The organism is Campylobacter sp. BCW_6465 (assembly GCF_001762815.1).
In the GTDB taxonomy this organism is placed as follows: domain Bacteria; phylum Campylobacterota; class Campylobacteria; order Campylobacterales; family Campylobacteraceae; genus Campylobacter_D; species Campylobacter_D jejuni.
Window position 1 is genome coordinate 107,719 of sequence record NZ_MJXN01000087.1, and the last position, 14,218, is coordinate 121,936.

The 14,218-nt window shown below is 30.0% G+C and carries 13 protein-coding genes and 1 other RNA gene; 10 read left to right on the forward strand and 4 right to left on the reverse strand.

Annotated elements, in window-relative coordinates; translation table 11 throughout:
• Positions 1 to 134 precede the first annotated feature (134 nt).
• The 4 genes from AJ886_RS06310 to AJ886_RS06325 are packed head-to-tail and all read left to right on the forward strand — an operon-like array spanning position 135 to position 3,088.
• Positions 135 to 500 (forward strand): FlaG family protein, encoded by a 366-nt coding sequence (locus AJ886_RS06310; protein WP_070287410.1) that lies wholly within the window; start codon positions 135 to 137, stop codon positions 498 to 500.
• A 2-nt stretch (positions 501 to 502) separates the two neighbouring features.
• Positions 503 to 2,434 carry a flagellar filament capping protein FliD gene (gene fliD, locus AJ886_RS06315; protein ID WP_002872647.1) on the forward strand — a complete coding sequence of 644 codons (1,932 nt, stop codon included), beginning with the start codon at positions 503 to 505 and terminating at the stop codon, positions 2,432 to 2,434.
• Positions 2,435 to 2,445: 11 nt separating this feature from the next.
• A complete protein-coding gene (fliS, locus tag AJ886_RS06320) occupies positions 2,446 to 2,832 on the forward strand; it encodes a flagellar export chaperone FliS (RefSeq protein ID WP_002776169.1) in 387 nt (128 codons plus the stop codon).
• Entirely contained in the window at positions 2,813 to 3,088 is a 276-nt protein-coding gene (locus tag AJ886_RS06325) for a hypothetical protein (RefSeq protein WP_002776186.1), read from the forward strand. Before fliS ends, AJ886_RS06325 begins: the two co-directional genes overlap by 20 nt.
• Here AJ886_RS06325 and rnpB read toward each other — a convergent pair.
• An RNA gene (gene rnpB, locus AJ886_RS06330) (RNase P RNA component class A) lies at positions 3,086 to 3,406 on the reverse strand. The genes AJ886_RS06325 and rnpB overlap by 3 nt on opposite strands.
• A 113-nt stretch (positions 3,407 to 3,519) precedes the next feature.
• Here rnpB and efp point away from each other — a divergent pair.
• The 3 genes from efp to AJ886_RS06345 all read left to right on the forward strand — a co-directional run bounded on the left by efp (position 3,520) and on the right by AJ886_RS06345 (position 6,557).
• Complete coding sequence (gene efp / locus AJ886_RS06335) at positions 3,520 to 4,089, forward strand: elongation factor P (protein WP_002855210.1); 570 nt, start codon at positions 3,520 to 3,522, stop codon at positions 4,087 to 4,089.
• 367 nt (positions 4,090 to 4,456) lie between these two features.
• Positions 4,457 to 5,749 (forward strand): SLC13 family permease, encoded by a 1,293-nt coding sequence (locus tag AJ886_RS06340; RefSeq protein ID WP_079860385.1) that lies wholly within the window; start codon positions 4,457 to 4,459, stop codon positions 5,747 to 5,749.
• 10 nt (positions 5,750 to 5,759) lie between these two features.
• Positions 5,760 to 6,557: an amidohydrolase family protein gene (locus AJ886_RS06345; protein WP_044779921.1), complete on the forward strand. Its 798-nt coding sequence runs from the start codon at positions 5,760 to 5,762 to the stop codon at positions 6,555 to 6,557.
• On the opposite strand, the gene AJ886_RS06350 is transcribed toward AJ886_RS06345, so the two are convergent.
• The gene (locus tag AJ886_RS06350) at positions 6,554 to 7,639 is read right to left on the reverse strand and encodes an FUSC family protein (protein WP_070276557.1); all 1,086 of its coding nucleotides are present in this window, start codon (positions 7,637 to 7,639) and stop codon (positions 6,554 to 6,556) included. The genes AJ886_RS06345 and AJ886_RS06350 overlap by 4 nt on opposite strands.
• Positions 7,636 to 8,868 carry a glutamate-5-semialdehyde dehydrogenase gene (locus tag AJ886_RS06355; protein WP_070277370.1) on the reverse strand — a complete coding sequence of 411 codons (1,233 nt, stop codon included), beginning with the start codon at positions 8,866 to 8,868 and terminating at the stop codon, positions 7,636 to 7,638. The genes AJ886_RS06350 and AJ886_RS06355 overlap by 4 nt, the downstream gene beginning before the upstream one ends.
• A 70-nt stretch (positions 8,869 to 8,938) precedes the next feature.
• On the opposite strand from AJ886_RS06355, the gene AJ886_RS06360 reads away from it, so the two are divergent.
• Positions 8,939 to 9,874 (forward strand): NAD(P)-binding domain-containing protein, encoded by a 936-nt coding sequence (locus AJ886_RS06360; RefSeq protein WP_070286330.1) that lies wholly within the window; start codon positions 8,939 to 8,941, stop codon positions 9,872 to 9,874.
• A gap of 207 nt (positions 9,875 to 10,081) precedes the next feature.
• The gene (locus AJ886_RS06365) at positions 10,082 to 11,410 is read left to right on the forward strand and encodes an MATE family efflux transporter (protein WP_070287411.1); all 1,329 of its coding nucleotides are present in this window, start codon (positions 10,082 to 10,084) and stop codon (positions 11,408 to 11,410) included.
• 48 nt (positions 11,411 to 11,458) lie between these two features.
• Here AJ886_RS06365 and AJ886_RS06370 read toward each other — a convergent pair whose 3' ends face one another.
• Positions 11,459 to 12,388: a DUF2860 family protein gene (locus AJ886_RS06370; RefSeq protein ID WP_070287413.1), complete on the reverse strand. Its 930-nt coding sequence runs from the start codon at positions 12,386 to 12,388 to the stop codon at positions 11,459 to 11,461.
• A 139-nt stretch (positions 12,389 to 12,527) separates the two neighbouring features.
• Between AJ886_RS06370 and AJ886_RS06375 the strand changes: the two genes are divergently transcribed.
• Positions 12,528 to 13,904, forward strand: coding sequence for a replicative DNA helicase (locus AJ886_RS06375; RefSeq protein WP_070287415.1), 1,377 nt, complete (start codon positions 12,528 to 12,530; stop codon positions 13,902 to 13,904).
• Positions 13,905 to 14,218 lie beyond the last annotated feature (314 nt).

The following is a 14,218-nucleotide window of genomic DNA, read 5'->3' on the forward strand; positions in this document are numbered from 1 at the left end:
ATTTTGGCACAGTTTTTGCTTATTATTTTTTTATTATTGAAAAATAAAATTTTCTTTATAGGTGTTCATAAATTTATAAATTTGTCGATATAAGCTTTTAACTAGCAATAGGAAATTTTAAAAAGGATTTTAAAATGGAAATATCGAAGGCAAATGGGCAAATGGATACAGCTTTGGCAAACATTAGCCAAAGAACAAGTGAGACACAGGCTAGTTTAAACATTCAAACCGATAGAAGTCAAGGCCAAGAAGGCGATGATGGACAGCAACGAGGTGTGAGTGAAAAGTTGGCTGATATTACAAAAAAGTTAAATGAACAAATGGATTCTCTAGATACCAATGTTCGTTTTGGTTATAGTGATAAAATCGGTTCTATGTATATTAGCGTGACTGAAAAAAGCACTGGAAGGGAAATCCGTCAAATTCCTACTGAAGAAGCTATGAGATTAGCTGAGTATTTTAGGGATGTGATAGGAATGATATTTGATAAGGAGAGTTAAAAATGGCATTTGGTAGTCTATCTAGTTTAGGATTTGGTTCTGGGGTTTTAACTCAAGATACTATAGATAAATTAAAAGAAGCAGAGCAAAAAGCTCGTATTGATCCTTATACTAAAAAAATTGAAGAAAATACAACCAAACAAAAAGATTTAACAGAAATCAAAACTAAATTACTAAGTTTTCAGACGGCTGTTTCATCATTAGCCGATGCTACGGTTTTTGCGAAAAGAAAAGTTGTAGGAAGTATTAGCGATAATCCTCCAGCAAGTCTTACAGTTAATTCGGGTGTTGCTTTACAAAGCATGAATATCAATGTTACTCAACTTGCACAAAAAGATGTGTATCAAAGCAAAGGATTAGCAAATGACAGTGGTTTTATTAATGCAAATTTAACTGGAACCACCGATCTTACTTTTTTTTCAAATGGCAAAGAATATACTGTTACGGTAGATAAAAACACAACCTATAGAGATTTAGCTGATAAAATTAATGAAGCTAGTGGAGGAGAGATTGTCGCTAAGATTGTAAACACAGGAGAGAAAGGCACTCCTTACCGCTTAACTTTAACCAGTAAAGAAACAGGCGAAGACAGTGCGATAAGTTTCTATGCGGGAAAAAAAGATTCGAATGGTGCGTATAAAAACGATCCAAATGCAGAAACAATATTCAAAAATCTTGGATGGGAATTAGATACAACGACTCAGACTATTGATCCAGCTAAGGATAAAAAAGGTTATGGTATTAAGGATGCTTCTTTGCATATCCAAACTGCGCAAAATGCAGAATTCACACTTGATGGTATTAAGATGTTTAGATCAAGTAATACTGTTACCGATCTTGGTGTAGGAATGACTTTAACTTTAAATAAAACAGGTGAAATTAATTTTGATGTACAGCAAGATTTTGAAGGTGTGACAAAAGCCATGCAAGATTTGGTGGATGCTTATAATGATTTAGTAACCAATCTTAATGCTGCAACTGACTATAATAGTGAAACTGGAACAAAAGGAACTTTACAAGGCATCAGTGAAGTAAATTCAATACGCTCAAGCATTCTTGCTGATTTGTTTGATTCTCAAGTTGTTGATGGAACTACTGAAGATGCAAATGGTAATAAAGTAAACACTAAGGTTATGCTTTCTATGCAGGATTTTGGCTTAAGTTTAAATGATGCAGGCACTTTGAGTTTTGATTCTTCTAAATTTGAACAAAAAGTTAAAGAAGATCCAGACTCTACTGAAAGTTTTTTTTCAAATATTACTAAATACGAAGACATTAATCACACAGGAGAGGTAATTAAGACAGGAAGTTTAAGTAAATATCTTAATTCCAATGGAGGTAATACTAATGGTTTAGAATTTAAACCAGGAGATTTTACTATAGTTTTTAATAATCAAACATATGATTTATCTAAAAATTCTGATGGTACTAATTTTAAATTAACAGGGAAAACAGAGGAAGAATTGCTTCAAAATTTAGCTAATCATATAAACAGTAAAGGTATTGAAGGCTTAAAAGTTAAGGTTGAATCCTATAATCAAAACAATGTTACAGGGTTTAGGTTGAATTTTAGTGGAGATGGTAGCTCGGATTTTTCAATCAAAGGAGATGCTAACATTCTCAAGGAATTAGGTTTGTCTGACGTAAATATAACCTCTAAGCCCATAGAAGGTAAAGGTATTTTTTCAAAATTAAAAGCCACGTTGCAAGAGATGACTGGAAAAGATGGTTCAATTACAAAATATGATGAGAGTTTGACAAATGATATTAAATCATTAAATACCTCTAAAGACTCGACTCAGGCTATGATTGATACAAGATATGATACAATGGCGAATCAATGGTTGCAATATGAGAGTATTTTAAATAAACTCAATCAACAGCTAAATACTGTGACTAATATGATTAATGCGGCAAACAATTCTAATAATTAAGGATAAAAAAGATGCAAAATAATTTAGCCTATAATGCTTATTCTCAAAATCAAGTGGGGATAGAGTCCCCGCAAAAACTTATTGAAATGCTTTATGAGGGAATTTTGCGTTTTTGTGCAAGAGCTAAAGTAGCCATAAGAAATGAAGATATAGAACAAAGAGTGTATTTTGTAAAAAGAACCACGGCTATTTTTATAGAGCTTATTAATACTTTAAACTATGAAAAAGGCGGAGAAGTGGCACATTATTTAAGCGGGCTTTATACAAGAGAAATTCAACTTTTATCTTTGGCAAATTTAGAAAATAACGAAGATAGAATCAATGAAGTTATAAATGTAACCAAAGGTTTGCTAGAAGCTTGGAGAGAAGTGCATAACAATGAAACAGTGGCTCAGTGATTTTAAACTTGCATTAATCCAAGAAGATGTCAATAAACTTGAAAATTTACTTGATGAACTTGATATGAAAGCTTTTATTAAAAATTTAGCCAAAGAATCGCCTTCAGAAGATTTTTTAAAAGAAAATGCAAATGATGTATTCTATCAAGTTCAAGCTCTTTTGCAAGAAGCTGTTATACTGATTGAACAAAAGAAAAAAACAAAAGCTGTTGAAATTCAAAAATTTCAAAAAGCGTTGACATATTTTAAATCTTAAAAAAGCATAGCGATAAGCCGAGTTCTGTCTTGAATGCTCATTTATCTAGTTTTGTTTTTGCAAACAAAATCAAGCGAAGGGTTAAAACAAAGACGCTAACCATCCCTTCTTGCTGCACATTGGGTTTACATAGCCGAAATTGTTACCAAAATCGCTGGTGGGCTTTTACCCCGCCGTTTCACCTTTTCCACTTGCGTGGTAGTTTTCTTTCTGTTGCACTATCCCTTAGGTTACCCTAGCCATCTGTTAGATGGAATGTTTGTCTTTAGCAGCTCGGACTTTCCTCTCCTAAAAAGAAGCGAGCATTTACTATGCTTTAAATTTGGATTTTAACGTAATTTTACTTATTTTTTCATCAAATAAAATAATTTTATTGTGATATCAATCAAAATTTGATAAAATTGTTTTTTATTTTTTAACAAAGGAAATTTATGGCATCTTATTCAATGGGTGATTTAAAAAAGGGACTTAAAATAGAAATCGATGGAATTCCTTTTAAAATAGTTGAGTATCAGCATGTAAAACCAGGCAAAGGTCCTGCTTTTGTGCGTATTAAAATCAAATCTTTTATTGATGGTAAAGTACTTGAAAAAACTTTCCATGCAGGTGATAAATGTGAAGCTCCAAATTTAGAAGATAAAACTATGCAGTATCTTTATGATGATGGTGAAAATTGCCAATTTATGGATACGCAAACATATGAACAAGTAGCTATTAGTGATGATGATGTAGGTGAGGCGAAAAAATGGATGCTTGATGGTATGATGGTAGATGTGCTTTTCCATAATGGTAAAGCTATCGGCGTAGAAGTTCCACAAGTTGTTGAACTCAAAATCATCGAAACAGCTCCAAATTTTAAGGGTGATACTCAAGGATCAAATAAAAAACCAGCTACTTTAGAAACAGGCGCAGTAGTGCAAATTCCTTTTCATGTGCTAGAAGGTGAAGTTATACGCGTTGATACTGTGCGTGGTGAGTATATAGAAAGAGCGAACAAATAATATAAAAAAAGCTTTTGGAGTATTCCAAAGCTTTTTAAATTTATACAATTTTTTATTTTCTTTATTTTATTCTTCAAGACATTTTTTAAATTTTTAAACTTGACTTTTCTGTAGTGTTTTAATTCTATATTATAAAGATGAGCTTATGAGAATATTCTTTCTATTTTCAAATATTTTTAGATGGGATTATGGTATTGTTTTTTGCCTAAAAGGGGTTTTTGCTTGTTATAATTCAAGATATTCTGTAAAATATTTTATAAGATGAGTAAATTTGTTACTAAATAGATATTTTTTAAATTTTAGATTTTGTTTTTATGCTTTGAAAAATATATTTTTTGATATCATAAGCCCTATAATATTTTAAAGGATGATAATGGTTTTTTTAATCATCTCTAGTATTATAGTAGCCATCATTTTAGGCTATATTACTAGACATAATGTTGGAATTTTTGCTATGATTTTTGCTTATATTATAGGAGCCTTTTTTATGGATTTAGCTCCTAAAAAAATCATAGCTTTTTGGCCTATTTCTATATTTTTTGTTATTTTTGCTGTTTCATTGTTTTATAATTTTGCAACCGTAAATGGAACTCTTGAAAAATTAGCTGGACATTTGATGTATCGTTTTGCTAATCATCCCTATTTACTTCCTTTTGTTATTTTTGTGGTTAGTGCTATTATAGCTGCTTTAGGAGCGGGTTTTTATACGGTTTTGGCTTTTATGGCACCCCTTACTTTTTTACTTTGCGATAAAATCGGTTTAAGTAAAATTGCCGGAGCTATGGCCATAAACTATGGTGCTTTAGGAGGAGCAAATTTTATGACTTCTCAAAGTGGGATTATTTTTCGAGGATTGATGCAAAATTCAGGTATTGAAGCAAATGAAGCTTTTATAAATTCTAGTATTATTTTTGCTTTTACTATAATTTTGCCTATTGTGGTATTATCTTTTTTTGTGTTTAATGCTTTTAGAAATAAGATGCAAACCAGTGTTATTTCAAAACCTGATCCATTTGATTGTAAACAAAAAACTACTTTAATTCTCATGTTTATGATGATTATTGTTGTTTTAATCTTTCCTGTGCTAAATATTATTTTTCCACATAATGAGACAATTAGTTATTTTAATAAAAAAATAGATATAGCTATGATAGCCATGATTTTTGTTGCCATTGCTTTATTTTTAAAATTAGCCGATGAGAAACAAGTTGTTGCTTTAATTCCTTGGGGAACCTTAATAATGATTTGTGGAGTAGGGATGTTAATTAGCATAGCAGTTGAAGCAGGGGCTATAAAATTATTTTCAGATCTTGTAGAAAATGAGATCAATGTGATTTTTATCCCGTTAATAATGTGTGCTATTGCAGCTTTTATGTCGCTTTTTTCAAGTACTTTGGGTGTGGTTACTCCAGCGCTTTTTCCTATAGTTCCAAGCATTGCTGCAAGCAGTGGATTAAGCGAGGCATTGCTTTTTTCTTGTATTGTTGTAGGGGCTCAAGCTTCTGCTATTTCTCCTTTTTCTTCTGGAGGAAGTTTAATTTTAGGATCTTGTCCTGATAAATATAAGGAAAAATTATTTAAAGATTTACTTATTAAAGCTGTGCCAATAGGATTTATGGCGGCGATTTTAGCTACTATTATAATGAGTTTTATTTTATAAGGATAATTTAATGAAGATTGATACTCATGCACATATATTTTTGAAAAAGTTAAATACAGTTGCAAATGCAAGATATAAGCCTGATTATGACGCTAGTTTTAAAGATTATAAAGCAAATTTAGATCATTATGATTTTGATAAAGGGGTTTTAGTTCAGCCAAGTTTTTTAGGTGTTGATAATGAATTTTTGCTTCAGAGTATCGAAAAAGATGAAAATATAAAAGCTATAGTTGTGGTTGATGAAGGTATTAAATTTGATGAGCTTCAAAAACTAAAAGAAAGAAAAGCTTGTGGAGTTAGATTAAATTTAATTGGCAAAGAATTGCCAAATTTTAAAAGTACGGTTTGGACTCAATTTTTTGAAAATTTAAGTAAGCTTAAAATGCAAATAGAAATTCAAAGAGATTTGGATAATAATCTTGTTGATATTGTTAAAAATTTAATTCCTTATGGTTGTAATATTGTTATTGATCATTTAGCAAGAGCTAATGCAAACTTAACAAATTTAGAGGATTTAATTTGCTTAAAAAATTCTAGAATATTTTTTAAAATTAGCGGTTTTTATAGGGCAAAAATAGACTATGTTAATAATGAACAAGCTATAAAATTTGCAAAGAAAATATATGAAATTTTAAAAGAATATTTTCCACTTAGCAATTTTGTTTTTGGAAGCGATTGGCCACATACAAATTTTGAAGCAAATGTTAATTTTTCATCGGCTCTAGCAGCTTTTAATGAAGTTGTCGTATCTAAAAAAGAACAAGAGCAAATTTTAGGGGATAATGCTTGTGTTTTATTTGACTTTTAAGCTTTTCGTTTTATCCTAAAGATGTATTTTGCAATGCGTTCAAAATGTACTCTTAGATAAGGTTTATAAATTACAAAACCACCTAAAAGTCCTAAAATGCTTCCTATTACGACATCAACTAAACGAGCGAGTATTAATGTATTTGCATTTTCACTCATAAAATTAGCTGCTTCCGAAAGATAAGTGGCATAAGGAGTAAAGAAAATCATAGCTAAAGCATAGTTTCGATTGACTAAAAATTGTCCTATAAAAAACAAAGACATCATAAGTAAAACAAGTTCTATATTGTGAAATTGTTTAGATAAAAGCCACCAAGCAAAACATACTCCCAAGGCCGTTCCTATGATACGTTGAATTTGTTTAATCCATATAGAGTTTAAAGTTACACCTTGCATAATAGCTGTGCAAGAAATGGCTATCCAATAACTTCTTTCAAGTTCTAAAAAAATTCCTATAAATATAGAAAAAGCCACAAAAGAACCCATAATCAAAGAATCCACAAAAACTGCATCAAAACCTATGTATTCTCTAGGTGGAATTTCGCTAGGTAAAGCATTTTTAAATCCATAAATCACAACGATAGAGTATAAAAAAGCCATTAAATTAGCTACCATTGCCCCAAGAAAAACAAGACCCACTAAAAAGATAAAATCCTTAGCTTCAAAAGGAGAATAAGCTCCTAAAATACAAGAAAATACAAAGAAAAAATATCCAGGTGCACCAATGTTATAATATCTAATTAAAATAGAACTTCCCATGGCCACAAGTCCTATAGGGATGAAGGCAAAAATTGCAGGTAAAAAATGGGTTAAAATTCCTAAGAAAAAACTAGAAACTATGCCAAAAGAACAGCACATCACAACAGCCATTCTATGATATAAAGGAGTGTTTGGAACATATAAAAAAGATAAAGCTCCTATCATGGCAATGAGTCCATAGTTTAATTTTCCAAAAAATACACTAAACCCTAAAACTATACCCACACCTAAAGCCGCAAAAAAAGGCATTTGCCAAACTTGTTCACTTGAATTTAGTTTAGCAATTTCTTTAAAGTGTTGCTTTAGCATTTCTATTTTATTCACTCTCGAATTTGTCCTTCTCCATTAATTATATATTTATAAGTGCAAATATCTTCAACTCCCATAGGACCTCTTGCATGCAATTTGCTAGTTGAAATTCCAACTTCCCCACCAAAGCCAAATTCTCCTCCATCACTAAAACGTGTTGAAGCATTAGTATAAATACAAGATGAGTTTATAAGGCGTTGAAATTTAGCGATATTTGAAGCATCATTTGAGATAATGCTTTCAGAATGCAAGGAGCTGTGTTTATTGATATGCTCTATAGCTTCATCGCAATCTTTTACTAATTTTACACTTAAAGCAAAATCAAGCCATTCTGTATCAAAGGTATTTTCATTTGCTTTAAAAACTTCTAAATTTGAGTTGTTAAAATAAGCCAAAGCATTTTCATAGGCATGAATTTTTACCTTAAATTTTTTAAATTCAGGGATTAAAAGACTTATAAAATTTTTAGCAATTTTTTCATGTATTAAAAGCGTTTCTAAAGCGTTGCAAACACTTACTCTTTGACACTTTGCATTAAGGATTATTTTTAAAGCCATATCTAAGTTAGCGCTTTGATCTACAAAAGCATGACACAAGCCCTTATCTTGCTTAATGAGAGGAATTTTAGTATTGTTTGCGATTTCTTGTATCATATTTGAACTACCGCGAGGTATGATCACATCGATTAAATCATCAAAAGTTAGAATTTGTTTGATCTCGTCTCTTTGAGTAAACATAGCAAAACAATCTTGTAAACCAAATTCCTTAAGTGTTTTGCTAACAAGAGTAAATATAGCTTCATTTGTAAATTTTGCTTCACTTCCACCTTTAAATACACAAGCATTAGAACTTTTTATCATTAAAGCTGCGATTTCAGCACTAAGACTAGGCCTTGCTTCGTAAATAACACAAATGAGTCCTAAAGGAATGCTTATTTTTTGTATGCTTAAACCCGCATAATTTTTCCAGCCTTTAGAAATTTTACCTATAGGATCTTCGATATAAGCGATTTTTTCTAGGCCTTCACAAAGAGCTAAAATGCGTTTTTCATCTAATAAAAGCCTATCTTTTATTGCTCCACTTTTTGTGAAATTTGCTATATCTTTTTCATTTGCTTCTAGGATAATTTTGAAATTTTCTCTTAAAATTTGAGCTAATTTTAAAATAATTTTTTCTTTATCTTTAGGTGTTAAGTTAAGTAGTTTTTGAGAATTTTTCTTAATATTTTCAAGCAAATTTCGCATTTTTAATCCTTTATTTACAAAAAACTTGATAAATTATACAAAAAAAATCAGAATTGAAAGGTAAATATAAATGAAAAAAATAGATTTAATTATAGTAGGTGCAGGTCCAACAGGCATAGGCTGTGCGGTTGAAGCTAAGCTTAAAAACAAAGAAGTTTTGATACTGGAAAAATCAAATAACATTTGCCAAACTTTAATGCAATTTTATAAAGATGGCAAAAGAGTAGATAAAGCTTATAAGGGATGCGAAGGAACTAATCATGGACATGTTCCTTTTGAAGATGGTACCAAAGAAAGTACTATAGAAACTTTTCAAAACGTATTAAAAGAACACAATATAGAAGTTGAATTTGGCTCTGAAGTTGAGAGCGTTAAAAATGAAAATGGAGTTTTTTTAGTAAGCACAGCTAAAGGCGTTTATGAGTGTAAAAACATCATCGTTGCTATAGGTAGAATGGGTAAGCCTAATAAGCCTGATTACAAACTTCCTATGACTTTAACAAAAATCATTAATTTTAATGCCAATTCAGTTTTGGGAAATGAAAAAATTCTTGTTGTAGGTGGCGGAAATTCAGCAGCAGAATACGCTGTGGATTTGGCAAATTCAAATCAAGTTAGCCTTTGTTATCGTAAAAAAGAATTTACAAGATTAAATGATATAAATCTTAAAGATATTCACGAAGCTGGAAATTCGGGTAAAGTAGAGTTAAAACTAGGAATTGACATTAATGAAGTAGAAGATGATAATGGCAAAGCTAAAGTAAATTTTACCGATGGTACAAGCGATATTTATGATAGAATCATTTATGCTATTGGTGGTTCTACTCCACTTGATTTTTTACAAAAATGTGGGATTAATGTTGATGATAAAGGCGTGCCTTTAATGGATGAAAACAAACAAAGCAATGTTAAAGGCATCTTTGTAGCAGGAGATATTGCTACTAAAAATGGAGCAAGTATAGTTACAGGGTTAAATGACGCTGTAAAAATTCTTTCCGTGCTTTAAATTTTAGCCTTCGGGCTAAATTTGACTTATTAATAAGTAAATTTTATAATTCTTAGTTATTTTAATTTAAATCTATGAAAATGCAAAATAAAACTAATACAAAAACAACAATAAGAACTTATCGTTTAAATTTCTATATTTTAGGACTTCAAGCACTCTACTAGCGTCTTTAAAAATATTTTATTTTAATATTTTTAAAGGATTTGTATGTCAAATATTTTTAGCACTTTAAGCCCTTTTAGGCTTTTTATAAAATGTGCCGTGCCAAATGTCATAAGCATGGCCTTTATTTCTTTTTATTATATAGTTGATGGAATTTTTGTTGGAAAATATCTAGGAAGTGATGCTTTAGCAGCACTAGCCTTGATTATTCCCTTTATTATGATGTCTTTTGCTTTGGCTGATATGATAGCTATAGGTTCAGCAGTGCAAATTTCTATGCATTTGGGTTTAGGCAAGAAGAATTTAGCTAGAAAGATATTTAGTTCTAGTATATTGATTATTTTTCTAATCTCTTGTTTTATTGGAATTTTGGAGTATTTTTTAGGACCTGTTTTGATTGATTGTCTAAATGTTAGCGATGAGATTAAAACCATGGCTAAAGAATGTATGTTTGTTTTTGCTTTATTTGCACCTTTTACCATGCTTTCTTTTGCCTTGGATAATTATTTAAGAATTTGTGGAAAAACAACCTATAGTATGATTATGAACATAATCATAGCTTTAAGTAATATTATATTTGATTATCTTTTTATAGTTGTATTTGGTTGGGGCTTGTTTTCGGTAGCCCTTGCAACTTGTTTAGGAATTGTTTTAAGTGGTATTTTTGGAATTATTCCTTTTTTATTTCAAAATTTAGAGCTTAAATTTTCAAGTTTATATATAAATTTGAGAATTTTTAAAAATATTCTTTATAATGGAAGTAGCGAGTTTTTTGGCAATGTTTCGGGTTCTTTATATAGTATTTTTGCAAATTTTGTTTTGTTAAAAATTTCTACCACTCAAGCCGTGGCAGCTTTTTCTATTATTTTATATATTGATAGTTTTATTATAATGCTCATTATTGCTATGGGGGATGCGATGCAACCTGCACTTAGTTATAATTATGCTAAAAAAGATTTTTTAAGGATTAAAGCTATTATAAAAGTGGTATTTTTTGCAGGGGGAATTTTATCTTTATTTTCTATAGTATTTATATTGATATTTGGAGAAAATTTGATAGCACTTTTTGCAAAAGAAAATGATCAAGAATTTAAAACTTTTGCTTATACAGCTTTGATGCTTTTTGCTTTTAATTATCTTTTTGCATGGTTTAATGTTCTAAGCGGTTCTTTTTTGACAGCTTTTAATAAGGCAAGCTTTTCTTTGGTTTTAAGTTTAATGCAAAATTTATTCATGCCTTTATTTTTTCTTTTGCTTTTATCTTATTTTATAGGTTTAAATGGAGTATGGTTAAGTCCATTTTTTGCTGAATTTTGTGTTTTGATTTTAGCTTGGATTTTTCTTAAAAGGATTTTTAAAGATCTATCTTTATAGGAGATAGATCTTTTTTAAATTTTATCAAAGGAGCTTTTTTATAATTTTTTAGAATTTATATCCTATTCCAGTTAAAACAACTTGATAGGTTTCATCATAAAATCCTATATCGCTATTTCTTTTTTCTATACCATAATTTGCAAAACCATAAAGTCCGTTATAGCCCAAAAATTGATTTTTAACAACTTTTAGATTAAGCTTAACTATATTACCGTCTTGTTTTTTGTGGAAGATAGGATCTGTTCCTACTGCTTCATATCTGCTAAGACTTAAATTTGGGGTGAAAATATAGTCATTAGCAAAAGCCAAATTTGCTCCCATGCTTAAACCATATCTTGAGTAACTTTGAGCTTTTCCATCTGCATCATTATAATCATAGCTTAGTCCTAAATTTAACAAACTATAATTGTAATTTAATTCAAACTCGTGATAATACCCCTCTCTTTTTAAAGAGCTGTGCTCAACTGCGTCTTTATCATATTTGTTTTTGCTAAATAAATATGAAGCTGTAAATTTTCCTAAATCACTTTCGTAAAGTTGAGAGATTTTAAAACCATATCTATCAACATCAGTTTCTTCTCTATTACCTATTTGATAAGGATTTGCATAAGCTTTTTCCCTTAAAGAAGAGATTACAGAAAAAGAAGTGCTAAAACGCTCTAAATAAGCTTTTTCGTAACCTAAAGCTATACCGCTGATATCTCTTCCATTGTAGTTTTTGATAAAAACTCTATCATTGTCTATAAGGTTGCCATAGTAAAGTTCTACACCGATAAAAGGAATAAAAGAAGAGTCCGAATTATCAGCGTCATAACCACCTAAGTAATCACTATCCGCTAAAGTTGAAATATTGCTTTTAATATCTCTTGCACCTACACCTATGCTTAAATTTCCACTAAAACCTTCTTGAAAATCTACAGCCATAGCTGACTGGGCTAAAATGGAAGCTAAAATACATGAAAATAAATGTTTTTTCAAGTGTTCTCCTAATAAAATAAATGTTGTGATTATAATTGTAACTAATATTACTTTAAATATTTATAAAAAATTAAAGTTTATAATTTTAAGTTTTTTTAGATAAAATTTTTAAAATTATTTATATTTATAAGGAAATTTAGTGCAACAAGAGTATTATGACTTGGATTTAGAGCGAGCTATTTTAAGCAGTTGCATCATGAGTGAAGAAGCTTACGCTAGTATAGCAGGCGATATTAGCCCAAAAGATTTTAGTCTTAAAGCTCATGAAGATATTTTTAAAGCAATTATAGCTTGTAGCAACAACAAAGAGCCTATTTCTATAAGTTTTTTAAAAAAACATAAAAAAATAGATGAAGAGATTTTAGCAGAAATTCTTGCCACTCCTTCTATGATAGATTTGCCTGCTTATGTAAATGAACTTCGCGAAAAGTCCATCAAAAGACAACTTTTGAGTTTTGCACATCTTTTACCAGCTCGTATTAATGAAAATCGTGCCGTAAGTGAAATCGCAGATGAAATTGGTAAAGAAATTTTTAGCATTACAAATCATATAAATTTTAGAGATATTAAAGATGTTAATATAGTAATATCAGAACTTTTTGAAGAATTTAAAAAGCAAAAAACTTTAGAAAATAAAAATATCATAGGCCTTGATACAGGTTTTGAGGGTTTAAATAAAATGACAAAAGGTTTTAAAGGAGGTGAGCTTATAATAATCGCTGCGCGCCCAGGTATGGGAAAAACAACCCTTTGTTTAAATTTCATTGATAAAGTTTTAAGACAAAATAAAGGTGTGGCTTTGTTTTCTCTTGAAATGCCCGCAACTCAAATCATGCAAAGAATGCTTTCTTCAAAAACTTCTATCCCTTTACAAAGAATTTTAACTGCGGATTTAAATGATGATGAATGGGAGCGTTTAGGAGATGCTTGTAATGATTATAGTCAAAAGAAATTATATATTTACGATAGTGGTTATGCAACTATTGCTGATGTAAGGGCTATTTTAAGGCGTTTAAAATCTCAAGATGAAAGTGTAGGACTTTGTGTGATTGACTATATAGGGCTTATGATGAGTAATTCAAATTTTAATGATAGGCATTTGCAAGTGAGTGAAATTTCAAGAGGACTTAAGCTTTTGGCTAGGGAGCTTGATATGCCGATTATCGCACTTTCACAACTTAATCGTGGTTTAGAGCAAAGAGCAAATAAGCGTCCTTTGATGAGTGATTTGCGAGAAAGTGGAGCTATAGAGCAAGATGCGGATGCTATTTTGTTTGTATATCGCGATGAGGTTTATAGGGAGCAAGAAGAAAAAGAAAGAGAGAATAAAGCTAAAGCCGAAGGCAAAGCTTATCAAAGAATTTTTATACCCAATGCTATGCAAGAAAATGCTGAAATTATTGTTGGAAAAAATAGAAATGGACCGGTCGGAACTATAGAGGTTATATTTTTAAAAGAAAAATCTTGTTTTGTAGATAGGCCTATGGGCTATGAAGCTACTGAATTTACAGGCTAGCTTTAATTAATATAAATTAATTAAAAATATTTCACAGATAATTTCAATATTTAATTAATTTTACTCTCATTAAATCAATTTTTTTATATAAAATAAAATTTAAATTGAAATTTTATAATTATATAATAATCAGTATTTAATTATACTTTAAGTTTAAATATTTTATTATTCCGCTATTTTATTTTTATATTTTATATTATTATTAAAAAATAAAAAATATGAAATTAATTTCAAAATAAATCATTTTAAATAAGGAAGGAGAAAAATATTTGAGTAAAAATATTATTTCAAGTAAGGTGTCTACGGGGGGGGGG